Below are 25,504 nucleotides of genomic sequence, written 5' to 3' on the forward strand. Positions count from 1 at the left end.
GGCCCGCGTGCAGGTCGTTCGTTCAGATCTCGTCGAGCCGTCGGCCCGACAGTGCGCGCTTGATGCTCTTGTCCATCCGGCGCGCCGCGAATTCGTCGGTGCCGTCGGCCAATGCCTTGGTCGCGGTTTCGATCGCGTCCGCGTCGTCGCCCTGAGCGATCGTGCGCAGCGCCGCGACGAGCACGTCGACCTGCGTGCGTTCGGCGTCATCGAGCAATTCGCCGTCGGCCGCAAGCGCCGCCTGCGTCGCCTCGATCATCCGCTGGGCTTCGACCTGAGCTTCGCGCAGCGCGCGTGCGCGCATGTCGATCTCGGCGGTCTTGAAGCTGTCCTCGAGCATCTTCGCGATGTCGTCGTCGGCGAGGCCGTACGACGGCTTCACGACGACCGACGCCTCGACGCCCGAATGCTGCTCGCGTGCGAACACCGACAGCAGCCCGTCCGCATCGACCTGGTAGGTCACGCGGATGCGCGCCGCACCGGCCGTCATCGGCGGGATGCCGCGCAGCTCGAAGCGTGCGAGCGACCGGCAGTCGGCGACGAGCTCGCGCTCGCCCTGCACGACGTGGATCGCCATCGCGGTCTGACCGTCCTTGAAGGTCGTGAACTCCTGCGCACGCGCGATCGGAATCGTCGAATTGCGCGGAATGATCTTCTCGACGAGACCGCCCATCGTCTCGACACCGAGCGACAGCGGAATCACGTCGAGCAGCAGCCAGTCATCGCCGCCGCCGCGATTGCCGGCGAGCAGGTCGGCCTGGATCGCCGCGCCGAGCGCCACGACCTGGTCCGGATCGAGATTGACGAGCGGCGGCTGGCCGAAATACTTCGCGACCGCATCGCGGATCACCGGCATGCGCGTCGCGCCGCCGACCAGCACGACACCCTTGATGTCGGCCGGGGTCACCTGCGCGTCGCGCAATGCCTTGCGGGTCGGCGTCAGCGTACGCTGCACGAGCGGCTCGACGAGCGACGCGAACGTGTCGTGCGAGATCGTCTGCACGAGCTGCGCACCGCTCGACAGCGTCACGTCGAGCGACGCCTGCGGCGCGGACGACAGCGCTTCCTTCAGCACGCGCACGCGATCGAGCAGCAGGCGCACGTCCTCGGGCGCGAGCGCCTTCGCGTCGATGCCGGCCTGTGCGAGCACGTGACCGAACAGCACGTGATCGAAATCGTCGCCACCGAGTGCGGAATCGCCGCCCGCGGCCAGCACTTCGAACACGCCCTTCGTCAGCTTCAGGATCGACAGGTCGAACGTGCCGCCGCCGAGGTCGTACACCGCGTAGAGGCCTTCAGCCGCGTTGTCGAGACCGTAGGCGATCGCAGCCGCGGTCGGTTCGTTCAGCAGGCGCAGCACGTTAAGGCCCGCGAGACGCGCGGCGTCCTTCGTCGCCTGGCGCTGCGCCTCGTCGAAATACGCGGGCACCGTGATCACCGCGCCGACCAGCTCGTCGCCGAGCGTGTCTTCCGCGCGGTAACGCAGCGTCGCGAGAATCTCGGCCGACACCTCGACCGGGCTCTTCACGCCGTCGATCGTGCGGATCTGCACCATGCCCGGCGCATCGATGAATTCGTAAGGTGCGTTCGCCGCGCCTTCGACCTCGGCCTTGCCGCGGCCCATGAAGCGCTTGACCGACACGATCGTGTTGCGCGGATCGGTCGCGGCCTGCTCCTTCGCTTCATGGCCGATGCGGCGGCCGCCCTTCTCCAGATAACGGACCACCGACGGCAGCAGCGCGCGGCCCGCCTCGTCCGGCAGCACTTCGGGCACGCTGTTGCGCACGGCCGCGACGAGCGAGTTCGTCGTGCCGAGATCGATCCCGACAGCGAGTCGCCGCTGGTGCGGCGCCGGCGCCATGCCCGGTTCGGAAATTTGCAGTAAAGCCATCTTGGTTCGTTCGGGCGCTCGGCCCGTTTGCTGCGCGTGCCGCGAGGCACGCGGTTAAGTTTCGAGGCGCTCGATCTGCGCGCCCACTTCCGACGCGACGCGTTCGATGAACATCAGCTGGCGCACGGCCTCGGCGGCGGCCTGGTCGGCCGCGCTGTCGAGCAACGTGCCGAGGCGCTCGAGGCGCACTCGCTTCTCGTCGCGCAGTTCGGCGAGCAGCGCATCGAGCGCGTCGACGTTGCGGGCGGCCGCGGCATCCTCGATGCCTTCGCGCCACTCCATCTGCTGCATCAGGAACGCGGGCTCCATCGCGGTGTTGTTTTCAGCACCGATGTCGACGCCGCGCAGCAACAGCAGATAGGTCGCACGCTTCAGCGGATCGCGCAGCGTGCGGTAGGCCTCGTTCGCGCGCGTCGCCCATTGCATCGCGATGCGTTTTTGCGCATCGCCGGCCGCCGCGAAGCGGTCTGGGTGCACCTGCGTCTGCACCGTGCGATACGCGCTGTCGAGCGCCGCCTCGTCGAGCGCGAATTGCGCCGGCAGGTGAAACAGATCGAAGTGGCTGTCTTTCAGCGAAACCATCGTCGCGTTCAATTCCGGTTCGTCGCGCGGCAAACGCCGCACATTAAAAAGGCGGCCCGTGCCGCCTCTTGCCCGCATCGCGCGGAAGACCGCGCGTCAGACGCGGAACGATTCCCCGCAGCCGCACTCGTCCTTCACGTTCGGGTTGTTGAACTTGAACCCTTCGTTCAGGCCCTCGCGCGCGAAGTCGAGTTGGGTGCCGTCGATGTACGCGAGGCTCTTCGGGTCGACGATGACCTTCACGCCATGGCTCTCGAATACCTGATCCTCGGGAGCGAGCTCGTCGACATACTCAAGCTTGTACGCGAGCCCCGAGCACCCGGTCGTGCGAACGCCAAGCCGCAGGCCCACACCCTTGCCGCGACGGACGAGGTATTTCTGGACGTGCTGTGCTGCTTTTTCGGTCAGTGTAATTGCCATGATGTCCTTGCCGCGGCACGCCTGGGGTGCGCCGCGATCCTTCACAAGCCGCTCGATGCCGCTCAGGCTGCTGCCTGATCGCCTTCCGTGGTGTCGTGGCGCTTCTTGTAGTCGGCCACGGCTGCCTTGATCGCGTCTTCCGCGAGAATCGAGCAGTGAATCTTCACCGGGGGCAGTGCAAGTTCTTCGGCGATCTGCGTGTTCTTGATCGACAGTGCCTCGTCGAGCGTCTTGCCCTTCACCCATTCGGTCACGAGCGAGCTCGACGCGATGGCCGAACCGCAGCCGTACGTCTTGAACTTCGCGTCTTCGATCACGCCGTCTGCGCCGACGCGGATCTGCAGCTTCATCACGTCGCCGCAGGCCGGCGCGCCGACCATGCCCGTACCGACCGCGTCGTCGTCCTTCGCGAACGAACCGACGTTACGCGGGTTTTCGTAGTGATCCAGAACCTTGTTGCTGTATGACATGACTCAGACTCCTTGACTCGTTACGTCTGCGTGCGCAAATTCGCCCGCGAATGTACTCAATGCGATGTTCAGTGCGCAGCCCATTCGATCGTCGACAGATCGATGCCTTCCTGGTGCATTTCCCAGAGCGGCGACAGTTCGCGCAGCTTCGCGATCTTGCTGTTCAGCAGGTTGATCACGAAGTCGACGTCCTGCTCCGTCGTGAAGCGGCCGACCGTGAAGCGGATCGAGCTGTGCGCGAGTTCGTCGTTGCGGCCGAGCGCGCGCAGCACATACGAAGGCTCCAGCGACGCCGACGTGCAAGCGGAACCCGACGACACCGCGACATCCTTGATCGCCATGATCAGCGACTCGCCTTCGACGAAGTTGAAACTGATGTTCAGGTTGTGCGGGACACGGTGCTCCATGTCGCCGTTCACGTAGGTTTCCTCGATCTGCGACAGGCCGCGCAGCAGCTTGTCGCGCAGCATGCGGACGCGCTCGTTCTCGGTCGCCATCTCTTCGCGCGCGATGCGGAACGCTTCGCCCATGCCGACGATCTGGTGCGTCGCCAGCGTGCCCGAACGCATGCCGCGCTCGTGACCGCCGCCGTGCATCTGGGCTTCGATGCGCACGCGCGGCTTGCGGCGCACGTACAGCGCGCCGATGCCCTTCGGGCCGTACGTCTTGTGCGCCGAGAACGACATCAGGTCGACCTTCAGCTTCGCGAGATCGATCCCGACCTTGCCTGTCGACTGCGCGGCGTCGACGTGGAACACGATGCCCTTCTCGCGACAGATTTCACCGATCGTCTCGATATCCTGGATCACGCCGATCTCGTTGTTCACGTGCATCACCGACACGAGGATCGTGTCCGGGCGCAGCGCGGCCTTGAACACGTCGAGGTCGATCAGGCCGTCTTCCTTCACGTCGAGATAGGTGACTTCGAAGCCGTCGCGCTCGAGCTCGCGGCAGGTGTCGAGCACGGCCTTGTGCTCGGTCTTCACCGTGATGATGTGCTTGCCCTTGCCCTTGTAGAAGTTCGCGGCACCCTTGATCGCGAGGTTGTCCGACTCCGTGGCGCCGGACGTCCAGATGATCTCGCGCGGATCCGCGTTCACCAGCGCGGCCACCTGCTCGCGCGCTTCCTCGACCGCGCGCTCCGCATCCCAGCCGTATGCGTGGCTGCGCGATGCCGGGTTGCCGAACTGCTCGCGCAGGTACGGCACCATCTTGTCGACCACGCGCGGGTCGACCGGCGTCGTCGCGCTGTAATCCATGTAGATGGGCAGGTGGAGAGTCTCTTGGGTCATCTGTCGCTCCGGGTATTCTGTGCAGGGACTATGTGCGTTATGGGGTGTGCGGCGCGTAGGCGCTCACGAACTCGCGATGTTGAACACCGAATTGGGACCGAGCGGCATCGTGCGTACCGGTTCGGCCGGCGCCGCGACGGGCTCCGGCGTGCGTCGATCGCGCAGCACCGCGGGTGCGCCCTCGCGTGCCCGCTGCTGATCGACGAGATCCTGCAGCGACACCGAATCGAGGTATTCGACCATTTTCTGGTTCAGGGTCGACCACAGCTCGTGCGTCATGCAATGGCCGTCGGGCTGCTTCGAGCCGTCGCACGTGCCTTTGCCGCCGCACTGCGTGGCGTCGAGCGGTTCATCGACCGCGATGATGATGTCGGCGACGGTGACGTCCTGCGCGCGGCGCGCGAGGTTGTAGCCGCCGCCCGGGCCGCGCACGGATTCGACGATTTCATGCCTGCGCAGCTTCCCGAACAGCTGTTCGAGATACGAGAGCGAAATCCGCTGGCGCTGGCTGATGCCTGCAAGCGTCACCGGGCCCTGCTCCTGGCGCAGTGCCAAGTCAATCATCGCCGTGACGGCGAAACGGCCTTTGGTGGTGAGTCTCATGATGTCTAGGGGACTGCAATCTTGACGATTTTGGTCAAGTATAAATATTTGACGATTTTAGTCAAGTATCCATGTCTGCGACAGGGTATTCGCAGCACGCTGAATACCTGGCCGCGATCAGCGTCCGGTACGGCTCCGGAGGGTATCCAGCAGGCCCGCGCACGCGCGTTCAACTTGATCGAGCACTTGGTCGAAACCCTGCGCGCCGCCGAAATAAGGATCGGCCACTTCGGTCTCGGCCGCGCCCGACGCGAATTCCATCAGGAGGCGCACCTTGTCGCGATGCTCGGGCGGACAGCGCCGGCGCAATTCCGCGAGATTGGCTTCGTCCATCGCCAGCAGCAGGTCGAACCGCTCGAAATCCGCCGCGCTCACCTGCCGCGCGCGCAGCGCCGACAGGTCGTAGCCGCGGATACGGGCCGCCGCCTGCGCGCGCGTGTCGGGCGGTTCGCCGACGTGCCAGTCGCCGGTGCCGGCCGAATCGATCGCGATGTGCTCGGCCAGCCCGGCCGCGTCCACCTGGTGGCGCATCACGCCTTCCGCGGTGGGCGAACGGCAGATATTGCCGAGACAGACGAAACAGATCGCAACGCGGGTCATCGCACTATTGGAAAGCCGCGGCGAACCGCGTCGGAGAAGAACGCGCCATTATACAAAGGCGCCCGAAATCGCGCCGCCGCACAAAGCGACGGCGGCGTGCCTTACAGCGCCTTGGGTGCGGCGAGCCCGACGTTGCCGGACGCGGCCGGCAACGGTTGCGCCGCGTCGTCGACGAGCCCGAACGATACCGCGCGCGCCAGTTCGGCCGATGCCTGATGCACGGCGAGCGGCCCACGCGACGGCGCGTCGGCCATCGCGTGCAGATAGGCGAGCGCGGCGAGCGGGATGACGATTGCCAGCGGCCAGTACATCGATATTGTCTTTTTCATGATGCGGCTCCTTGACCTCATTCCCCGAAACCCAATTCCGGGGACTACAGACGAGATTCTATAGACCGCATCTATCGAGATAAATACATAAATAGCGAACGCACTGTTGTCGCCCGATGAACAGTCGTCAGCCGAGGTGGCTTTGCGATGCCGCGTACAGTTCGCGGAACGTACGGCCGGTCGGGGTCGGCATGTCGCGCGTGTCCATCCAGCCGCCCATCATCGGCAGGCGCCGCAGCATGCCGCCGCTGCCGCCGAGCCGCTCGAGCACGCGCACCGCGAGCTTGGTCGTCAACGCGTAAAGCAACGGCCGGCGCGCGAAAAAGCCCCACACGGCGAGTCCGGCACGCTCGCGCCACGGCCGCAGATGCCGCTCGACCTGTTTCTCGCGCAGCGTGCGCAGCAGGTGCGACAGCGGGATCCCCACCGGGCAGACGCTGTCGCATTCGCCGCACAGCGTCGCGGCCTGCGGCAGGTCGAGCGCACGGTCGATCCCGACGTAGCTCGGCGTCAGCACCGACCCCATCGGGCCCGGATAGACCCATCCGTACGCGTGCCCGCCGACCTTCTGGTACACCGGGCAATGGTTCATGCACGCGCCGCAGCGGATGCAGCGCAGCATCTCCTGGAATTCGCCGCCGAGCAGGCCCGTGCGGCCGCCGTCGACGAGCACCACGTAGTTGTGCTCCGGGCCGTCCTCGTCTGCCGGGCCGCGCGGCCCGGTGAGCAGGGAGAAGTAGTTCGACGTCTTCTGCCCGGTCGCCGAACGCGGCAGCAGACGCATCGCGGTCGCGAGATCCTCGAGCGTCGGCAGCACCTTCTCGATGCCCGTCACCGCGACATGCACGCGCGGCATCACCGTGCACATGCCTTCGTTGCCCTCGTTCGTGACGATCGCGACCGAGCCCGTCTCGGCGATCACGAAGTTGCCGCCCGTTACGCCCATGTCGGCCGACAGGAAATGCGGGCGCAGCACCTCGCGCGCCTCGCGCGTCATGTCGGGAATCTCGGTCAGCCGCTCGCGGTGGTGCGTGCGCGCGAACAGGTCGGCGATCTCGTCCTTGTCCTTGTGCACGACGGGCGCAATGATGTGGCTCGGCGGCTCGTTGTCGTTGATCTGCAGGATGTATTCGCCGAGGTCCGTCTCGATCGACTGCACGCCCATCTCGGCGAGTACCGCGTTCAGGCGCATTTCCTCGGACACCATCGACTTCGTCTTGATGACCTTCTTCACGTCGTGGCGCCGCGCGATGTCGGCGACGAGCCGCGCGGCGTCCTCGGTCGTTTCCGCGAACAGCACCGTCGTGCCGCGCCGCGTCGCCTCGCGCTCGAACGCCTCGAGCCACACGTCGAGGTTCTCCAGCGCACGATTGCGGCGCGCCTTCAGCGCGGCGCGCGTCGCCGGGAAGTCGATCGCGGTCATCGCGTCGGCGCGCGCGGACACGAACTTCGTCGACAGCTTCTTCAGGTTCTGCTGCAGGCGCTGATCAGCCAGCTTCTGGCCGGCACGCGCCTTGAAATGCATCGATTGGACTTGCATCGCGGTATCGGGGAAAAGTGAGCGGAACCGGGCGTCAGACGTCGCCCGCCAGCACCTGCGCGACGTGCAGCACGCGCGTGTCGCGGTCGCCGGTGCGGCGCAACCGCCCTTCGATGTTCAGCATGCAGCCGAGATCGCCCAACACGACGGCGCCCGCGCCGGACGCGCGCACGTTCGCGCATTTCTCGTCCGCGATGGCTGCCGAAATGTCGCCGTACTTGACCGCGAACGTGCCACCGAAGCCGCAGCAGTGCTCGCAGTCCTTCATCTCGGTAACGGCCACGCCGCGCTGCGCGAGCAGCGCGCGCGGTTGCGCCTTCACACCGAGTTCGCGCAGGCCGGAGCAGGAATCGTGGTAGGTGACGGGCCCCGCGAATTCGCCGGGCGCGAGCGTGACCTTCGCGACGTTCGCGAGGAAATCGGTCAGTTCGTAGACTTTCTGCTGGAACCGCGCGAAGCGCCCCATCAGTTCGGGGTCGTCGCGGAACAGGTCGCCGTAGTGCGCGCGGATCATGCCGCCGCACGAGCCCGACGGCGCGACGACGTAGTCGAACTGCTCGAACTCGCGCAGCGTCTTTTCCGCGAGGTCGCGCGCGAGCGCGCGGTCGCCCGAGTTGTAGGCCGGCTGGCCGCAGCAGGTTTGCGCGGGCGGCACGAACACCTCGTAGCCGGCGTCGCGAATCAGTTTCAGCGCGGAAAAGCCGATTTCCGGACGCATCAGGTCGACCAGGCAGGTCACGAACAAACCGACTCGCATACGCGCTCCTTCGAGAAAACGGCTCTCATTATCCGCCGTTTGGCCGGCAAGACCAACGCCGTCGCATGCGCAAGCATGCGTGTCAGGAAACGAGGACTTCCTCGAACGGCGTTCGCTTTTTTCACAATACGAGATACAATCGACGCAATACCGCTTGACGCGTCAACCGATTCTCCCCCGACATGAGCCAACCCACCCCGGATTCCAAAACGTCGATCCAAGTGATCGAACGCATGATGCGGCTGCTGGACGCGCTCGCCGCGCACAGCGACCCCGTCAGCCTGAAGGAGCTTGCGCAGCGCACGGAGTTGCATCCGTCGACCGCGCACCGCATCCTCAACGACATGGTGACCTGTCGCCTCGTCGACCGCTCCGATCCCGGCACGTACCGGCTCGGCATGCGGCTGCTCGAGCTCGGTAACCTCGTGAAGGCGCGCCTGTCGGTCCGTGACGCGGCGCTGATGCCGATGCGCGAGCTGCACCGCCTGACGGGCCAGACCGTGAACCTGTCGGTACGCCAGGGCGACGAAATCGTCTATATCGAGCGCGCGTATTCGGAACGCTCGGGGATGCAGGTCGTCCGCGCGATCGGCGGCCGTGCGCCGCTGCACCTGACGTCGGTCGGCAAGCTGTTCCTCGCGGTCGATGAAACGTCGCGCGTGCGTGCCTATGCGACACGCACCGGGCTGTCCGGCCATACGCAGAACAGCATTACCGACATCGCGAAGCTCGAGCGCGAGCTGACGCTCGTGCGCCAGCAATCGTGCGCGCGCGACAACGAGGAACTGGAGTTGGGCGTGCGCTGCATCGCGGCCGGCATCTACGATGACTCGGGCAAGCTCGTCGCGGGCCTGTCGCTGTCGGCACCGGCCGACCGCCTGCAGGACGCGTGGCTCGGCCAGTTGAGCCGCACCGCGCTGACCATCTCGGAATCGCTCGGCTACCGCCCCGCGCCCGCGAAGGAGACGGAAGGACTGCAGCGGCACGCATGAGCCGCGCCACCCGCCGCACGGCGGCCGGACGAAAAAAAGCCCCGCGATTGCGGGGCTTTTTGTTTGCGGCAACCGGTGCGGCGGCAAACCGCCGCGACGCGATCAGGTGCCGCCGTTCGCCGTGTTGGCCGCCGTCAGGCGCTCGCCGCCACCGGCGTCGAGCCAGTTGCGCAGGCGCGAGGCATCGGCGAAGCGCGAATACTTGCCGAACGAATCGAGCAGCACCATCACCATCGGCCGGCCATGGATCGTCGCCTGCATTACCAGACATTCGCCCGCCTCGTTGATGAAGCCCGTCTTCTGCAGGCCGATGTCCCACGAGCCGTTGCCGCGGATCAGCGCGTTCGTGCTGTTGTAGACCAGGTTGCGCTTGCCCGTATAGACGTCATACGTCCGATCGGTCGAGAACTGGCGAATCATCGGGTATTGGTATGCCGCATTGACCATCTTCACGAGGTCGCGCGCGCTCGACACGTTCGAGCTCGACAGGCCAGTCGAATTCTCGAAGTGCGTGTCGTTCATGCCGAGCGACTTCGCCTTCGCGTTCATCGCGGCGATGAAGGCCGGACGGCCGCCCGGGTAGTAGCGCGACAGCGCGGCGGCCGCGCGGTTTTCCGATGCCATCAGCGCGATGTGCAGCATGTCTTCGCGCGACAGGACCGAGCCGACCGACAGGCGCGAGCCCGTGCCCTTTTCGTAGTCGCGATCTTCGTCGGTGACTTCGAGCTGGTCGGTCATCGGCGACTTCGCGTCGAGCACGACCATCGCCGTCATCAGCTTCGAGATCGACGCGATCGGCACGACGGCGTGCGAATTCTTGTCGAACAGCGGCTCGCCGGTGTTCTGGTCGACGACGTACGCGACACTCGAGCGCAGCGCGAGCGCGTCCGGCGTGTCGTGCAGGCCGAACGCCTGGCCGACCGTCGGGCGGCGCGGCTGGAACGCGACCTTGCGCACCGCGCCGCGGTGGCCGTGCACGTTCGCCGCGAGCGTCATGCGCTTGCGCGATGCCTTCGCGCGCGGCGCGTCGGCCGACGCGACGTCGGCGGATTTGGCGGAGGCGGCCTTCACCGACTTCTTCGCGGACGAAGAGGAAGCGGCTTTCTTGGCGGCCTGGTGAGTCTTCGCAGTGGCGGCAAAGGCGTCAACCGGCGTGACGGACGCGGTGGTCGCCAGCAAGGCGACAGCGACCGACACAGCCGTGCCGAGCGTCATGCTCTGCAACAATCTGCGGGGTGAAAACGATTCGGCTTTCATTGGGGTCTGGACAAAGCGGGCGGGAGGTTTCCGCAAGTGTAGTTAAAGCTTAAAAAAAGAGCAATATTAGGCACTTACCGATCGTCGTTAAACCGGAATGTAAGGGTCGCCCGACGATCCATCGATCGACCCTCCCGCTCCCATCAAAAAAATTCATGAGATGCGCTGCCCGCCACTACCCGCCTCCCGATTACCACGCGGTTAATTGAGATAACGTCACTTTGACGGGAAATTAAAGCGGGGAAAGTACGTATCCGGCGCTTGATGGGCCTCCAGCACGGCTCTCGGCCGCGGGCGGCACGTCATCACGGCACGCGCATTGAAACGGCGCGCTTTTCGACAGGAACAGAAGCATAACGTTCCACATGCCTGTCAGGTTTACCTGTGCATGATCATGGTGCGCCGCGCTTGCCCTGCCCGGGTGCGCACCATGTGGGAAAAAACGGCTGAAACCGATTCCGAACGCAGGCGATAACTCATTGTTTTATCGATAATTTGTCGCGATTGTGCAACGCACAAAAAATGCTTGACAAGACTTTTCTGTGCCCTAAAATATGACTCATTGCTGCGATGCACAAAGCAACGCGGCGCCGAGGTTCCCCAGCGTAGTGCCCTTTATATCCCTGCGATCGACGCGATCGCTTTTCAGGAGCTTGACATGTCCTTGCTGACCCCCGAGCAAATCGCCGCCGCACAGAAAGCCAACCTCGAAAGCCTGTTCGGTCTGACGACCAAGGCGTTCGAAGGCGTCGAAAAGCTGATCGAACTCAACCTGCAGGTCGTGAAGTCGACGCTGACGGAAAGCCAGGAAAACGCACAGCGCCTGCTGTCGGTGAAGGACGCGCAAGAGCTGATCGCACTGCAAGCGAGCCTGTCGCAGCCGGTCGCGGAAAAGGTGCTGTCGTACACCCGTCACCTGTATGAAATCGCGTCGTCGACGCAAGCCGAGTTCGCGAAGGTTGCGGAAGCGCAATTCGAAGAGCAGAACAAGAAGGTCCAGGCGCTCGTCGACAACGTCGCGAAGAACGCACCGGCCGGTTCGGAAACGGCTGTCGCCGCACTGAAGTCGGCGCTGAACGCAGCGAACACCACGTACGAAACGGTTCAGAAGGCTGCGAAGCAAGCCGTCGAGATCGCCGAAACGAACTTCAACGCGGCTGCCGCTGTCGCGACGAAGGCTGCAAGCGCTGCTGCATCGCGCCGCTCGACCAAGCCGGCCGCGTAAGCGTCCCTGCTGCTGAAAAAGCCGCGCAATGCGCGGCTTTTTCGTTTCTGGCGCCGACGCACCGGTCGGCCGGTCGTCGTCGGGGCGTCGATGCGTCGACGTGACACGGGCGGCGCTCTGCCGTCGGCCTCGGGCAAAAGAAAACGCCGCCGTCCGGATGTCCCGGGCGGCGGCGTTTTTCATGGCCGGCGCGCGGCCGACCATGCCGGTCGAGTTACTTCTTGCGTTGCGGCGGCAGGTCCGTACAGACGCCTTCGTACAGCTCGGCGGCCATGCCGACCGATTCGCCGAGCGTCGGGTGCGGATGGATCGTCTTGCCGATGTCTTCTGCGTCCGCGCCCATCTCGACGGCGAGGCACACTTCGCTGATCAGGTCGCCTGCGTTCAGGCCGACGATGCCGCCGCCGATCACGCGATGGGTTTCCTCGTCGAAGATCAGCTTCGTGAAGCCTTCGTCACGGCCGTTCGCGATCGCGCGGCCCGATGCGGCCCACGGGAACACCGCCTTGCCGTACTTGATGCCTTCGGCCTTGCACTGGTCTTCCGTCTTGCCGGCCCACGCCACTTCCGGATCGGTGTAGGCCACCGACGGGATCTGCAGCGCGTCGAAGTACGCCTTCTCGCCGTGCGCGGCTTCCGCTGCGACGTGGCCTTCATGCACGGCCTTGTGCGCGAGCATCGGCTGGCCGACGACGTCGCCGATCGCGAAGATGTGCGGGACGTTCGTGCGCATCTGCTTGTCGACGTCGATGAAGCCGCGGTCGGTGACGGCGACGCCCGCCTTGTCGGCGCCGATCTGCTTGCCGTTCGGGCTGCGGCCTACCGCGACGAGCACGAGGTCGTAGCGCTGCGCTTCCGCCGGCGCCTTTTCGCCCTCGAACTTCACGTAGATGCCGTCTTCCTTCGCTTCCGCGCCGACCGTCTTGGTCTTCAGCATCACGTTGCCGAAGCGCTTCGCGTTGTACTTTTCCCAGACCTTCACGAGATCGCGGTCCGCGCCCATCATCAGGCCGTCCATCATTTCGACCACGTCGATCTCGGCGCCGAGCGTTGCGTACACCGTGGCCATTTCGAGGCCGATGATGCCGCCGCCGATCACGAGCATCCGCTTCGGCAGTTGGCGCAGTTCGAGTGCGCCCGTCGAATCGACGACGCGCGGGTCTTCCGGCATGAACGGCAGCTTCACCGCTTGCGAGCCTGCGGCGATGATTGCCTGCTTGAACTTGACGACCTTCTTGCCGTTTTCGCCCTGCACTTCCATGTGGTATGGATCGACGAATGCGCCAACGCCCGTGACGACTTCGACCTTGCGCGCCTTCGCCATGCCGGCGAGGCCCGTCGTCAGTTTCTTGACGACGCCGCCCTTGAAGTCGCGCAGCTTGTCGAGATCGACCTCCGGCTTACCGAACGTGATGCCGTGCGACGCGAGCGCCGCGGCTTCGTCGATGACGAGTGCCGTGTGCAGCAGCGCCTTCGACGGGATGCAACCGACGTTCAGGCATACGCCGCCGAGCGTCGAGTAGCGTTCGACCAGCACCGTCTTCATGCCGAGGTCGGCTGAGCGGAACGCGGCCGAATAGCCGCCGGGGCCGGCGCCGAGCACGAGCATGTCGCACTCGATGTCCACCGCGCCGGCATAGCTGCCGGCTTGCGGCGCGGCTGCTGGAGCGGCTGCTGCCGGAGCGGGCGCAGCCGCCGCGGGTTTCGCTGCCTCAGGCGCTTTCGCGGGTGCGGCGTCGCCTGCTGCTGCTTCGACGATGGCGATGATGGTGCCTTGCGAGACTTTCTCGCCGGCTTTGACCTTGACTTCCTTGACTGTGCCGGCGACGTCGCTGGGCACTTCCATGGAGGCTTTATCGGATTCGAGCGTGATGAGCGTTTGTTCTTTTTCGATCACGTCGCCCGGCTTGACGTTGACTTCGATGACATCGACGCCGCTGAAATCGCCGATATCCGGAACTTTGACTTCGATGAGACTCATTACTGTCCCCTTCTTGATTAGCTGCTGACAGAGGCAGAGGGCTCAACCGCTGAACGACGGCCTGACTGGAGAACGCGATGCTGGGCAGGACCACCTTTGCCGTCCGCCCAAGGACGCGCCTTTCTTTTGGTTACTTTTCTTTGGAAGACAAAGAAAAGTGACCGCCGCCTCGCGCAGGGGCGACGCCAGCAGACCGTTAGCGAAACAGGTTCAACGACGAGGCATGGATGACCGACATAAACCCCACGCCCCCGCGAGCCCCTCCACTCATCAAAGAATGATGCGACGGAAATCCCCGAGCAACGCTCCGAGATACGCATTGAACCGCGCGGCTTCCGCGCCATCGATCACGCGATGGTCATACGACAGCGACAGCGGCAGCGTCAGACGCGGCACGAACTGCTTGCCGTCCCACACCGGCTTCATCTGCCCGCGCGACAACCCGAGGATCGCGACTTCCGGCGCGTTGATGATCGGCGTGAAGTTGGTGCCGCCGATCCCGCCGAGCGACGAGATCGAGAAGCAGCCGCCTTGCATCTGGTCCGGCTTCAGCTTGCCGTCGCGCGCGGCCTTCGACAGCTCGGCCATTTCCTTCGCGATGTCGACGAGCCCCTTCTTATCCGCATCGCGGATCACCGGCACGACGAGGCCGTTCGGCGTATCGGCAGCGAAACCGACGTGGTAGTACTGCTTGAACACCAGGTTGTCGCCGTCGAGGCTCGCGTTGAAGGTCGGGAACTTCTTCAGCGCGGCGACGACCGCCTTGATCACGAACGCGAGCATCGTGAACTTCACGCCCGCCTTCTCGTGCTCCTTGTTCAGCTGCACGCGCAGCGCTTCGAGCTCGGTGATGTCGGCTTCGTCGTTGTTCGTGACGTGCGGGATCATCACCCAGTTGCGATGCAGGTTCGCGCCCGAGATCTTCTTGATGCGCGACAGCGGCTTCGCTTCGAACGGGCCGAACTTCGAGAAGTCGACCTTCGGCCACGGCAGCAGGTTCAGCTCGCCGCCGCCTGCCGGCGCGGCTGCAGCAGCCGGTGCCGCGCGCTGACCCGTCATCACGCCCTTCACGAAGCCCGTGATGTCTTCCTTCGTGATGCGGCCCTTCGGACCGCTACCCTGCACGCGTGCGACTTCGACGCCGAGTTCGCGCGCGAACTTGCGCACCGACGGCGACGCGTGGCTTGCGCGATACTCGCCCGACGATGCGGCGGCCGGTGCAGCTGCGGCCGGTGCCGGCGCGGCCTTCGCGGGTGCCGGTGCGGCGGCAGGTGCCGGCGCGGCCGCGGCCGGCGCCGGTGCGCTCGCCTGCGGCGCGGCGGCAGCCGGTGCGCCGGCGGCGTCGAGCAGCACGATCAGCGTGCCTTCCGACACCGAATCGCCGACCTTGACCTTGATTTCCTTCACGACGCCGGCGGCCGGGCTCGGCACGTCCATCGTCGCCTTGTCCGACTCGAGCGTGACGAGCGACTGCTCCTTCTCGACCGTGTCGCCGACCTTCACGCCGATCTCGATCACCGGGACATCCTTGTAGTCGCCGATGTCGGGCACCTTCACCTCGAGCGTGCCGCCCGACGCTGCCGGCGCGGCGGCCGGTGCCGGAGCTGCGGCCGCTGCCGCCGGTGCGGGCGCTGCCGCCGGAGCCGGGGCCGCCGCCGGCGCTGCCGCGCCGTTCACCTGCGCCGCGGCGCCGCCTTCGAGCAGGATGATCAGCGAGCCTTCCGACACGGAATCGCCCACCTTGACCTTCACTTCCTTGACCGTGCCGCCTGCCGGGCTCGGCACGTCCATCGTCGCCTTGTCCGACTCGAGCGTGACGAGCGACTGCTCGGGCTCGACCGTGTCACCCGCCTTCACGAGCACCTCGATGACGGGCACGTCCTTGTAATCGCCGATATCCGGCACCTTCACTTCGATCGCTTGACTCATCTTTTTGTGTCTCCATGGCCGCGCGCGCCCCTCCCGGAAGCGGCGCGCGGCATCACACGGCGCGTGTGCGTTAAACGGTCATCGGGTTGGGCTTGGACGGATCGAGGTTGTACTTGGCGATCGCGTCCGCGACCACCTTGCGCTCGATCGTGCCTTCGTCGGCCAGCGCGTTGAGCGCGGCGACGGTGACCCAGTGACGGTCGACTTCGAAGAAGTGACGCAGCTTTTCGCGGGTGTCCGAACGACCGAAGCCGTCCGTGCCCAGCACGACGAAGCGGCGATCGATCTGACCACGGATCTGGTCGACCAGCGCGCGCACGTAGTCGGTCGATGCAATGACCGGACCCTGCGTGTCCTTCAGGCACTTCTGCACGTGCGACAGGCGACGCTCCTCGGTCGGATGGAGCAGGTTCCAGCGCTCGACATCGTGGCCTTCACGCGCGAGTTCGGTGAAGCTCGGCACGCTCCACAGGTCGGCCGCGACGCCCCAGTCGTTCTTCAGCAGGTCGGCGGCGGCGATCACTTCGTTGAAGATCGTGCCCGCGCCGAGCAGCTGCACGCGCGGCGCCTTCTTGTCGGCGTCGGCCTTCTTGAACGCGTACATGCCCTTGATGATGTCGGCCGCCACGTGCTCGCCCTGCGGAATCGCCGGGTGCTCGTAGTTCTCGTTCATCACCGTGATGTAGTAGTACACGTCTTCCTGGTCCTGCACCATGCGGCGCAGACCGTCCTGGATGATCACCGCGAGTTCGTAGCCGAACGTCGGGTCGTAGCTCACGCAGTTCGGCACCGATGCCGCCCACAGGAGCGAGTGACCGTCTTCATGCTGCAGGCCTTCGCCGTTCAGCGTCGTGCGGCCCGCGGTGCCGCCGAGCAGGAAGCCGCGCGAGCGCATGTCGCCCGCCGCCCATGCGAGGTCGCCGATCCGCTGGAAGCCGAACATCGAATAGAAGATGTAGAACGGCACCATGATCTCGCCGTGCGTCGAATACGACGTCGCCGCCGCGATCCAGTCGCACATGCCGCCCGCTTCGTTGATGCCTTCCTGCAGGATCTGGCCGGTTTCCGATTCCTTGTAGAACATCAGCTGGTCGGAATCTTCCGGCACGTACTTCTGGCCTTCCTGGTTCCAGATACCGATCTGGCGGAACAGGCCTTCCATGCCGAACGTACGCGATTCGTCCGGGACGATCGGCACGACGCGCTTGCCGAGCGCCTTGTCCTTCAACAGGATGTTCAGGACCCGCACGAACGCCATCGTCGTCGAGATCTCGCGGCCTTCGCCCGTGCCCTTCAGCAGCGGCTCGAATGCGTCGAGCGCCGGCACCGGCAGCGAGGTCGCCTTTTCGCGGCGATGCGGCAGGTAGCCGCCGAGGTCCATGCGCTTCTGGCGCATGTATTCGAGTTCCTTCGAGCCTTCCTCGAACTTCAGGTACGGCACGTCGGCGATCTGCTCGTCGGCGATCGGCAGGCGGAACTGGTCACGGAACTTCTTCAGTTGCTCGACCGGCAGCTTCTTCTGCTGGTGCGTGATGTTCATCGCCTGGCCCGACTCGCCCATCCCGTAGCCCTTGATGGTCTTCGCGAGGATGACGGTCGGCGCGCCCTTCGTGTTGGTCGCTTCGTGGAATGCCGCGTAGATCTTGTGCGGATCGTGGCCGCCACGGTTCAGCGCCCAGATGTCGTCGTCCGACCAGTCGGCGACGAGCGCCTTCAGTTCAGGCGTGTTGAAGAAGTGTTCGCGAACGAACGCGCCCGACTCCGACTTGTACGTCTGGTATTCGCCGTCGACGACTTCCATCATGCGGCGCATCAGCGCGCCCGTCTGGTCGCGTGCGAACAGCGCATCCCAGCGGCTGCCCCAGATGACCTTGATCACGTTCCAGCCGGCACCGCGGAATTCCGATTCCAGTTCCTGGATGATCTTGCCGTTGCCGCGCACCGGACCGTCGAGACGCTGCAGGTTGCAGTTGATCACGAACACCAGGTTGTCGAGCTTCTCGCGGCTCGCCATGCCGATCGCGCCGAGCGATTCCGGTTCGTCGGTCTCGCCGTCGCCCAGGAACGCCCAGACCTTGCGGCCGGCCGTCTTCGCGATGCCGCGCGATTCCAGGTACTTCATGAAGCGGGCCTGGTAGATCGCCATGATCGGGCCGAGACCCATCGACACCGTCGGGAACTGCCAGAAGTCCGGCATCAGCCACGGGTGCGGGTACGACGAGATGCCCTTGCCGTCGACTTCCTGGCGGAAGTTGTCGAGCTGCTCTTCCGACAGGCGGCCGAGCAGGAACGCGCGCGAGTACACGCCCGGCGACGAGTGGCCCTGCACGAACACGAGATCGCCGCCGTGCTGGTCGGACGCCGCGTGCCAGAAGTGGTTGTAGCCGACGTCATAGAGCGTCGCAGCCGACGCGAACGACGCGATGTGGCCGCCGACGTTCGTGTCCTTGCCCGCGCGCAGCACCATCGCCAGCGCGTTCCAGCGCGTGTACGAACGAATGCGGTGCTCGATGTCCTGGTCGCCCGGGATCTTCGCCTGCGCGGCGACGGGAATCGTGTTGATGTACGGGGTGTTGGCGGAGAACGGCAGGTGTTCGCCGTGCATGCGGGCGAACTCGATCTGCTTTTCGATCAGATAGTGCGCGCGGCCGGTGCCCACGGAGGAGATCACGCCATCGAGCGACTCGAGCCACTCGACGGTTTCTTGCGGGTCGTCGTCACGTTCGGCGGCGACATACTTCATCACTTCGTTCGGTACAGCGGACATTCTCGTCTCCTGGGTCCTGGAATGTGAGGATCGCTCTCATGCAGACGACGCGACGCGACCGGCTGCGGGCAAGCTCCGACGGATTGTAATGAGCGTGGACGGGCCCGCGCAACTGAATTTTCGAATTATGAGATCTTTTCTCGTAATGCGAAATATTGCTGCGCTGCACCCATCGGCTGGGGCTCCGCGGCGCGCGCCGCGGGCACAAATCCGTTTCCGTTCAACATATCCGGTATCGGTTTTCCATGTATTGCGCTGCGCTACAATCCTGCCATGTTGACCGATCGGCTTTTCGCACGCTCGGCGCGACCGTCGGGCCCGCCGGCGGAGTCGCAGCCGTCCCGTTGGCACCACGGACCGTGGTGGTCCAATTCCTATTTGCTGACGCCGCTGCTGTCGATCCTCGTGTTTCTCGTGGTGATGAGCCTGATTCTGTGGAGCCTCAATCGCCGCGAACAGCAGCAGCAGGAAGACACCCTCTTCCGTAACGTCGCGTGGGCGCAGCAGCAGATCCGCCTGTCGATGACGGGTGCGCAGGAGCAGTTGCAAGCGCTGTCGCGCGATCTCGCGTCGGGCCGCCTCGACCAGAACGCGTTCCAGATGGCCGTCGCGGACGTGATGCAGACGCATCCGGAAATCCTCTATCTGAACTGGTACACCGCGCCCGGCGTGCAGCGCTGGCCGGCCGTGCACCCGCCGCTGCTCGGCCAGCGGCTCGCGAAGCCCGGCGACGCGCAGATGCAGGACGCCGTGCGCGGCGCGTACGACGAAGCGCGCAGCACGCGCCGCCAGGCCTATTCGCCGCTGATCTACGACGACTTCGGCAACGGCTTCATCACGCTGCAGACGCCCGTGATGCGCGGCGACCGCGAATATCTCGGCTCGATCGCCGCGGTGTTCTCGGTCGAAGGCATCCTGAAGCACGACATCCCGCAGGAGTTGTCGTCGAAGTACAAGATCTCGATCACCGACTCGAACAACCGCGAGCTGTCGTCCACGTCGACGCGCCCGCGCCTGCCGCGCGACTCCCATTACGACCTGCCGCTCGATCCGCCCGGCCAGGGGCTGACGGTGCGCGTGTACGCGTTCCCGCAGCTCACGAACCTGACCAACAACACGCTCGTCTGGCTCGTCGCCGGGCTGTCGTGCTTCGTGCTGTGGAGCCTCTGGAGCCTGTGGAAGCACACACGCCAGCGCTTCGAGGCGCAGCAGGCACTGTACGCGGAGGCATTCTTCCGCCGCGCGATGGAAAATTCGGTGCTGATCGGCATGCGCGTGCTCGACATGCACGGCCGCATCACGCACGTGAACCCCGCGTTCTGCCGGATGACGGGCTGGGATGAAACCGACCTGGTCGGCAAGGTCGCGCCGTTCCCGTACTGGCCGCGCGACGCGTATCCGGAAATGCAGCGCCAGCTCGACATGACGCTGCGCGGCAAGGCGCCGAGCTCGGGCTTCGAGCTGCGCGTGCGGCGCAAGAACGGCACGCTGTTCCATGCGCGCCTCTACGTGTCGCCGCTGATCGACAGCTCGGGCCGCCAGACCGGCTGGATGTCGTCGATGACCGACATCACCGAGCCGAAGCGCGCCCGCGAGGAACTGGCGGCCGCGCACGAGCGCTTCACGACGGTGCTCGAAAGCCTCGACGCCGCGGTGTCGGTGCTCGCCGCCGACGAAGCCGAGCTGCTGTTCGCGAACCGCTACTACCGCCACCTGTTCGGGATCCGGCCGGACGGCCACCTCGAGCTGTCGGGCGGCGGCTTCGACCGCGCGCAGGCGTCGTCCGACTCGATCGACATGGTCGACACGTTCGCGGGCCTGCCGGCCGCCGCGCTGACGAGCAGCACGGCCGACGCGCAGGAGGTGTACGTCGAGAGCATCCAGAAGTGGTTCGAGGTGCGCCGCCAGTACATCCAGTGGGTGGACGGCCACCTCGCGCAGATGCAGATCGCGACCGACATCACGACCCGCAAGAAGGCGCAGGAACTCGCGCACCAGCAGGAAGAGAAGCTGCAGTTCACGAGCCGATTGATGACGATGGGTGAAATGGCGTCGTCGATTGCTCACGAATTGAATCAGCCGCTCGCCGCGATCAACAACTACTGCTCGGGCACGCTCGCGCTCGTGAAGAGCGGCCGCGGCACGCCCGAGACGCTGCAGCCCGCGCTGGAAAAGACCGCGCAGCAGGCGCTGCGCGCGGGGATGATCGTCAAGCGGATCCGCGAATTCGTGAAGCGCAGCGAGCCGAAGCGCCAGCCGGCGCGGGTCGCGGACATCGTCGCCGACGCCGTCGGGCTCGCCGAAATCGAGGCCAGGAAGCGCAGGATCCGGATCGTCACGGAAATCCTCGCAAGAATGCCTATTATTTATGTCGACCCCGTGTTGATCGAGCAGGTGCTGATGAACCTGATGAAGAACGCGGCCGAGGCGATGGCCGACGTGAAGCCGGCGACGGTGGACGGCGTGATCCGCGTCGTCGCCGACATCGACGCGGGTTTCGTCGACATCCGCGTGATCGACCAGGGTCCGGGCGTCGACGAGGCAACCGCCGAACGCCTGTTCGAACCGTTTTACAGCACCAAGTCCGACGGCATGGGCATGGGGCTGAACATCTGCCGTTCGATCATCGAATCGCATCGGGGGCGTCTGTGGGTGGTCAACAATGTCGAACCGGATGGCCGCATTTCCGGCGCGACATTCCACTGCAGCCTGCCCATTGGGGAACCCGCTGATCTCGGCCAAGGGGGGCGCGAGGCATCGGCATCACATACCGTTACGGGAGAACTATGAATAGCCCTGTCACCACCACTCAGGAAACCGTCTTCGTCGTCGACGACGACGAGGCCGTACGGGACTCGCTGCGCTGGCTGCTGGAGGCGAACGGCTATCGCGTGCAATGCTTCTCGAGCGCGGAGCAGTTCCTCGATGCCTACCAGCCGGCGCAGCAGGCCGGCCAGATCGCCTGCCTGATCCTCGATGTCCGGATGTCGGGCATGAGCGGCCTCGAGCTGCAGGAGCGCCTGATCGCCGACAACGCCGCGCTGCCGATCATCTTCGTCACGGGCCACGGCGACGTGCCGATGGCGGTGTCGACGATGAAAAAGGGTGCGATGGACTTTATCGAGAAACCGTTCGACGAGGCCGAGCTGCGCAAACTCGTCGAGCGGATGCTCGACAAGGCCCGAAGCGAAAGCAAGAGCGTCCAGGAACAGCGCGCCGCGAGCGAGCGTCTGTCGAAGCTGACCGCGCGCGAGCAGCAGGTGCTCGAGCGGATCATCGCAGGCCGGCTGAACAAGCAGATCGCCGACGATCTCGGGATCAGCATCAAGACGGTCGAAGCGCACCGCGCGAACATCATGGAAAAGCTCAACGTCAACACGGTGGCCGACCTGCTGCGCCTCGCGCTGTCGAAGAAGCAGGCCTGAACGTCGCGTGCGGCCGCGGGCACCTGCCCGGCCGGCCGCACCCACGCACCCGCGGGCCGCGCAATGCGGCCCACTCGCGCGGCGCGGCCCGGCGCTTGCTCCCGGGCGCCGGCATCGCCGCCATGACGCTTTCCTTGCATTCGCTGTCGGACGACAGCAGGCGACCGGTATAATTGCGTGCTTTGCTGCGGCGTTTCGTGCGCCGCACACCCGCATTCCAACTTCCCGGCAGGACCACCACCATGACAGCCCTCCTCATCGACGGCAACGCCCTCTCGAAGACCTTGCGCACGCAGGCCGCCCAACGCGCCGCCGCCCTCACCGCCCGCGGCCACCAGCCCGGTCTCGCGGTGGTCCTCGTCGGCGCCAACCCGGCGAGCGAAGTCTATGTGCGCAACAAGATCAAGGCGTGCGAGGACAACGGCTTCTTCTCGCAGAAGGATGCGTACCCGGACACGCTGTCGGAAGCCGACCTGCTCGCGCGCATCGACGAACTGAACCGCGATCCGAAGATCCACGGCATCCTGGTCCAGCTGCCGCTGCCCGCGCACATCGACAGCCACAAGGTGCTCGAGGCGATCGCGCCCGAGAAGGACGTCGACGGCTTCCACGTCGCGAACGCCGGCGCGCTGATGACGGGCAAGCCGCTGTTCCGTCCGTGCACGCCGTACGGCGTGATGAAGATGTTCGAAGCGCATGACATCCCGCTGCAAGGCGCGAACGCGGTCGTGATCGGCCGCTCGAACATCGTCGGCAAGCCGATGGCGATGCTGCTGCTCGAAGCCGGCGCGACCGTGACGATCTGTCACAGCAAGACGCGCGACCTCGCCGCGCACACGCGCCAGGCCGACATCGTGGTCGCCGCGGTCGGCAAGCGCAACATCCTGACGGCCGACATGGTCAAGCCCGGCGCGACGGTGATCGACGTCGGCATGAACCGCGACGACGCGGGCAAGCTGTGCGGCGACGTCGACTTCGCCGGCGTGAAGGAAGTCGCCGGCCACATCACGCCGGTGCCGGGCGGCGTCGGCCCGATGACGATCACGATGCTGCTGATCAATACGATCGAAGCCGCCGAGCGCGCCGCCGCGGCCGCCTGATCGCGCTGTTCGCCCAGCCGGCGCGCATTCGTGCGCCGGCATCTCGCCGGTCGCCATTGCGGCCGCGCGTCATACCGCTACACCCCGCCGCGTTTCGCCCGAATCCGACCCCGCGTCGCGTGTATCCAATCGCGTCGTTAGAAACTAACGATTGGAAAGCGCGCGATGCGCCCCAATAATGTCGGTATCGGGCGCCGCTGCTTCGCGCCTCACCCTTTTCACCCCGGTTCATCCGGCAACAGACAGGGAGTCTTAATGTCCGCCAGCGCCAATACCAATCCGCTCCTCGATTTCTCCGGCCTGCCCCGCTTCGGCGAGATTCGTCCGGAACATGTGACGCCCGCGCTCGACACGCTGCTCGACACCGCCAACCGCGCGGTCGACACCGCGAGCGCACCCGCGACGCCGGCGACCTGGGCCACGATCGTCGAGACGGTCGAGCAGGCGACGGAGCCGCTCGGGCGCGCATGGGGCGTCGTCGGCCACCTGAACGCGGTCGCCGATACGCCGGAACTGCGGGCCGCCTACGGCGAAAACCTGCCGCGCGTGACCGAATTCTGGTCGAGCGTCGGCCAGAACCTCGCGCTGTACGAGAAGTACAAGGCGATCGCCGCGAGCGCCGAATACGCGACGCTGTCCGCCGAGCGCAAGAAGATCCTCGACAACGCGCTGCGCGATTTCCGCCTGTCGGGCGCCGAGCTGCCGGAAGACCAGAAGCCGCGCTTCGCGGAACTGCAGGAGCAGCAGGCCGCGCTGTCGAAGGCGTTCTCCGACCACGTGCTCGACGCGACCAACGCGTATGCGTACTTCGCGCAGGACGAGGGCGAACTCGCCGGCCTGCCGGGCGACGCGATCGAAGCCGCCCGCGAAGCCGCGCAGAAGGAAGGCAAGGAAGGCTGGAAATTCACGCTGCACTTTCCGTCCTACTTCCCGGTGCTGCAATACGCCGAGAACCGCGCGATGCGCGAGACGCTGTATCGCGCGTATGCGACGCGCGCATCCGAACTCGGGCCGCAGTACGGCGGCGGCAAGGCCGAATGGGACAACACGGCGATCGTCGCCGACGAGCTGAAGCTGCGCCGTGAAGAGGCGCAGATGCTCGGCTACCGCAACTTCGCCGAAGTGTCGCTCGCGCCGAAGATGGCCGAGTCGCCGCAGCAGGTCGTCGCGTTCCTCGAGGATCTCGCGACGCGCGCGCGCCCGCACGCCGACAAGGACTGGGACGAACTGCGCGCGTTCGCCGCGAAGGAACTCGGCCTGACCGAACTCGCGCCGTGGGACGTCGCGTTCGCGGCCGAGCGGCTGCGCCAGCAGCGCTACGCGTTCTCGGAAAACGAGGTCAAGCAGTACTTCCCGGAACCGGCCGTGCTGAAGGGCCTCTTCACCGTCACCGAAACGCTGTTCGGCGTGCGGATCAAGCCGGACGACGCGCCGGTCTGGCACCGGGACGTGCGCTTTTTCCGCGTCGAGAACCGTGACGGTTCGCTCGTCGCGCAGTTCTATCTCGACCTGTATGCCCGCGAAGGCAAGCGCGGCGGCGCGTGGATGGACGATGCGCGGGCGCGCGCGAAGCGCGGCGGCACCGTGCAGACGCCGGTCGCGTACCTGACCTGCAACTTCTCGGCGCCGGTCGGCGGCAAGCCCGCGTGCTTCACGCACGACGAAGTCATCACGCTGTTCCATGAATTCGGCCACGGGCTGCATCACATGCTCACGCGCGTCGACGAGCTCGGCGTGTCGGGCATCAACGGCGTCGAATGGGATGCGGTCGAGCTGCCGTCGCAGTTCATGGAAAACTTCTGCTGGGAATGGGACGTGCTGTCGTCGATGTCGTCGCACATCGATACCGGCGCGTCGCTGCCGCGCGAGCTGTTCGACAAGATGATCGCCGCGAAGAACTTCCAGAGCGGCCTCGGCACGCTGCGCCAGATCGTGTTCTCGATGTTCGACATGCTGCTGCACGTCGACTTCGACCCGGCCGGCGCGACCGGCGTGAATGCGTTCGCGCGCGAGATCAACGAGCGCTACCACGTGATCCCGCAGGCAGCGTTCTCGCGCTGGCCGAACACGTTCAGCCACATCTTCGCGGGCGGCTATGCGGCCGGCTACTACAGCTACAAGTGGGCCGAGGTGCTGTCGGCCGACGCGTACGCGGCGTTCGAGGAAGCGGCCGCCACCAGCGGCAGCGTGCTCGACGCGGCGACCGGCACGCGCTATCGCCGCGAGATCCTCGAAGTCGGCGGCAGCCGCCCGGCGATGGATTCGTTCAAGGCGTTCCGCGGCCGCGAACCGGAAATCGACGCGCTGCTGCGCCACAACGGGATGACCTCCGCCGCGAACTGAG

20 protein-coding genes and 1 pseudogene are annotated in these 25,504 nt (G+C 65.7%); 6 read left to right on the plus strand and 15 right to left on the minus strand.

All coding sequences use genetic code 11. The features are described from left to right. Positions 1-22: 22 nt before the first annotated feature. The 10 genes from hscA to ACP26O_RS10910 form a co-directional block, all read right to left on the minus strand. Complete coding sequence (gene hscA, locus ACP26O_RS10865) at positions 23-1,891, minus strand: Fe-S protein assembly chaperone HscA (RefSeq protein WP_175664955.1); 1,869 nt, start codon at positions 1,889-1,891, stop codon at positions 23-25. A gap of 54 nt (positions 1,892-1,945) precedes the next feature. Continuing rightward, positions 1,946-2,473, minus strand: coding sequence for a Fe-S protein assembly co-chaperone HscB (gene hscB / locus ACP26O_RS10870; protein WP_043174956.1), 528 nt, complete (start codon positions 2,471-2,473; stop codon positions 1,946-1,948). 96 nt (positions 2,474-2,569) lie between these two features. Continuing rightward, positions 2,570-2,893, minus strand: coding sequence for an iron-sulfur cluster assembly protein IscA (gene iscA, locus ACP26O_RS10875; protein WP_006754132.1), 324 nt, complete (start codon positions 2,891-2,893; stop codon positions 2,570-2,572). A gap of 62 nt (positions 2,894-2,955) precedes the next feature. Continuing rightward, on the minus strand, positions 2,956-3,363 hold the full coding sequence (gene iscU / locus ACP26O_RS10880; RefSeq protein ID WP_006754131.1) for a Fe-S cluster assembly scaffold IscU: 408 nt from the start codon (positions 3,361-3,363) through the stop codon (positions 2,956-2,958). Between the two features lie 68 nt (positions 3,364-3,431). After that, the gene (locus tag ACP26O_RS10885) at positions 3,432-4,655 is read right to left on the minus strand and encodes an IscS subfamily cysteine desulfurase (RefSeq protein WP_105834251.1); all 1,224 of its coding nucleotides are present in this window, start codon (positions 4,653-4,655) and stop codon (positions 3,432-3,434) included. Positions 4,656-4,718: 63 nt separating this feature from the next. Then, a complete protein-coding gene (gene iscR / locus ACP26O_RS10890; RefSeq protein ID WP_009691731.1) occupies positions 4,719-5,258 on the minus strand; it encodes a Fe-S cluster assembly transcriptional regulator IscR in 540 nt (179 codons plus the stop codon). A 117-nt stretch (positions 5,259-5,375) separates the two neighbouring features. Beyond that, positions 5,376-5,858 (minus strand): low molecular weight protein-tyrosine-phosphatase, encoded by a 483-nt coding sequence (locus tag ACP26O_RS10895; RefSeq protein ID WP_175660476.1) that lies wholly within the window; start codon positions 5,856-5,858, stop codon positions 5,376-5,378. Between the two features lie 101 nt (positions 5,859-5,959). After that, positions 5,960-6,187 (minus strand): hypothetical protein, encoded by a 228-nt coding sequence (locus tag ACP26O_RS10900; protein WP_105834253.1) that lies wholly within the window; start codon positions 6,185-6,187, stop codon positions 5,960-5,962. 127 nt (positions 6,188-6,314) lie between these two features. Continuing rightward, positions 6,315-7,727 carry a lactate utilization protein B gene (locus ACP26O_RS10905; protein WP_175664956.1) on the minus strand — a complete coding sequence of 471 codons (1,413 nt, stop codon included), beginning with the start codon at positions 7,725-7,727 and terminating at the stop codon, positions 6,315-6,317. Positions 7,728-7,761: 34 nt separating this feature from the next. Beyond that, a complete protein-coding gene (locus ACP26O_RS10910; RefSeq protein ID WP_105834255.1) occupies positions 7,762-8,484 on the minus strand; it encodes a (Fe-S)-binding protein in 723 nt (240 codons plus the stop codon). A 182-nt stretch (positions 8,485-8,666) separates the two neighbouring features. Here ACP26O_RS10910 and ACP26O_RS10915 point away from each other — a divergent pair, with 182 nt between their 5' ends. After that, positions 8,667-9,476, plus strand: a complete 810-nt coding sequence (locus ACP26O_RS10915; RefSeq protein ID WP_011657384.1) for an IclR family transcriptional regulator — start codon at positions 8,667-8,669, stop codon at positions 9,474-9,476. 102 nt (positions 9,477-9,578) lie between these two features. Here ACP26O_RS10915 and pbpG read toward each other — a convergent pair whose 3' ends face one another. Continuing rightward, positions 9,579-10,733, minus strand: coding sequence for a D-alanyl-D-alanine endopeptidase (gene pbpG / locus ACP26O_RS10920; RefSeq protein WP_011657385.1), 1,155 nt, complete (start codon positions 10,731-10,733; stop codon positions 9,579-9,581). Between the two features lie 658 nt (positions 10,734-11,391). Between pbpG and ACP26O_RS10925 the strand changes: the two genes are divergently transcribed. Then, positions 11,392-11,958 carry a phasin family protein gene (locus ACP26O_RS10925; RefSeq protein WP_006755449.1) on the plus strand — a complete coding sequence of 189 codons (567 nt, stop codon included), beginning with the start codon at positions 11,392-11,394 and terminating at the stop codon, positions 11,956-11,958. 214 nt (positions 11,959-12,172) lie between these two features. Here the strand turns inward: ACP26O_RS10925 and lpdA are convergent, their stop codons facing one another. The 4 genes and pseudogenes from lpdA to ACP26O_RS10945 all read right to left on the minus strand — a co-directional run. Beyond that, positions 12,173-13,939 carry a dihydrolipoyl dehydrogenase gene (gene lpdA, locus ACP26O_RS10930; RefSeq protein ID WP_175664957.1) on the minus strand — a complete coding sequence of 589 codons (1,767 nt, stop codon included), beginning with the start codon at positions 13,937-13,939 and terminating at the stop codon, positions 12,173-12,175. 270 nt (positions 13,940-14,209) lie between these two features. After that, entirely contained in the window at positions 14,210-15,868 is a 1,659-nt protein-coding gene (aceF, locus tag ACP26O_RS10935) for a dihydrolipoyllysine-residue acetyltransferase (protein WP_175701334.1), read from the minus strand. Between the two features lie 70 nt (positions 15,869-15,938). Beyond that, a complete protein-coding gene (aceE, locus tag ACP26O_RS10940; RefSeq protein ID WP_175664958.1) occupies positions 15,939-18,635 on the minus strand; it encodes a pyruvate dehydrogenase (acetyl-transferring), homodimeric type in 2,697 nt (898 codons plus the stop codon). A 136-nt stretch (positions 18,636-18,771) separates the two neighbouring features. Further along, positions 18,772-18,989, minus strand: a pseudogene (locus tag ACP26O_RS10945) (hypothetical protein); the annotation flags it as partial. Between ACP26O_RS10945 and fixL the strand changes: the two are divergent. The 4 genes from fixL to ACP26O_RS10965 all read left to right on the plus strand — a co-directional run bounded on the left by fixL (position 18,909) and on the right by ACP26O_RS10965 (position 25,503). Continuing rightward, positions 18,909-21,425, plus strand: a complete 2,517-nt coding sequence (gene fixL, locus ACP26O_RS10950; protein ID WP_011657389.1) for an oxygen sensor histidine kinase FixL — start codon at positions 18,909-18,911, stop codon at positions 21,423-21,425. The pseudogene ACP26O_RS10945 and the gene fixL sit on opposite strands and share 81 nt — an antisense overlap. Continuing rightward, positions 21,422-22,060: an oxygen response regulator transcription factor FixJ gene (gene fixJ / locus ACP26O_RS10955; RefSeq protein ID WP_006493245.1), complete on the plus strand. Its 639-nt coding sequence runs from the start codon at positions 21,422-21,424 to the stop codon at positions 22,058-22,060. The genes fixL and fixJ overlap by 4 nt, the downstream gene beginning before the upstream one ends. Positions 22,061-22,302: 242 nt before the next feature. After that, positions 22,303-23,160 carry a bifunctional methylenetetrahydrofolate dehydrogenase/methenyltetrahydrofolate cyclohydrolase FolD gene (gene folD / locus ACP26O_RS10960; RefSeq protein ID WP_138847464.1) on the plus strand — a complete coding sequence of 286 codons (858 nt, stop codon included), beginning with the start codon at positions 22,303-22,305 and terminating at the stop codon, positions 23,158-23,160. A gap of 255 nt (positions 23,161-23,415) precedes the next feature. Next, complete coding sequence (locus ACP26O_RS10965) at positions 23,416-25,503, plus strand: M3 family metallopeptidase (RefSeq protein ID WP_175664959.1); 2,088 nt, start codon at positions 23,416-23,418, stop codon at positions 25,501-25,503. Position 25,504: the final 1 nt, after the last annotated feature.

Origin of the sequence: Burkholderia sp. R-40 (assembly GCF_049942845.1) — a bacterium.
GTDB classification, from domain to species: domain Bacteria; phylum Pseudomonadota; class Gammaproteobacteria; order Burkholderiales; family Burkholderiaceae; genus Burkholderia; species Burkholderia ambifaria.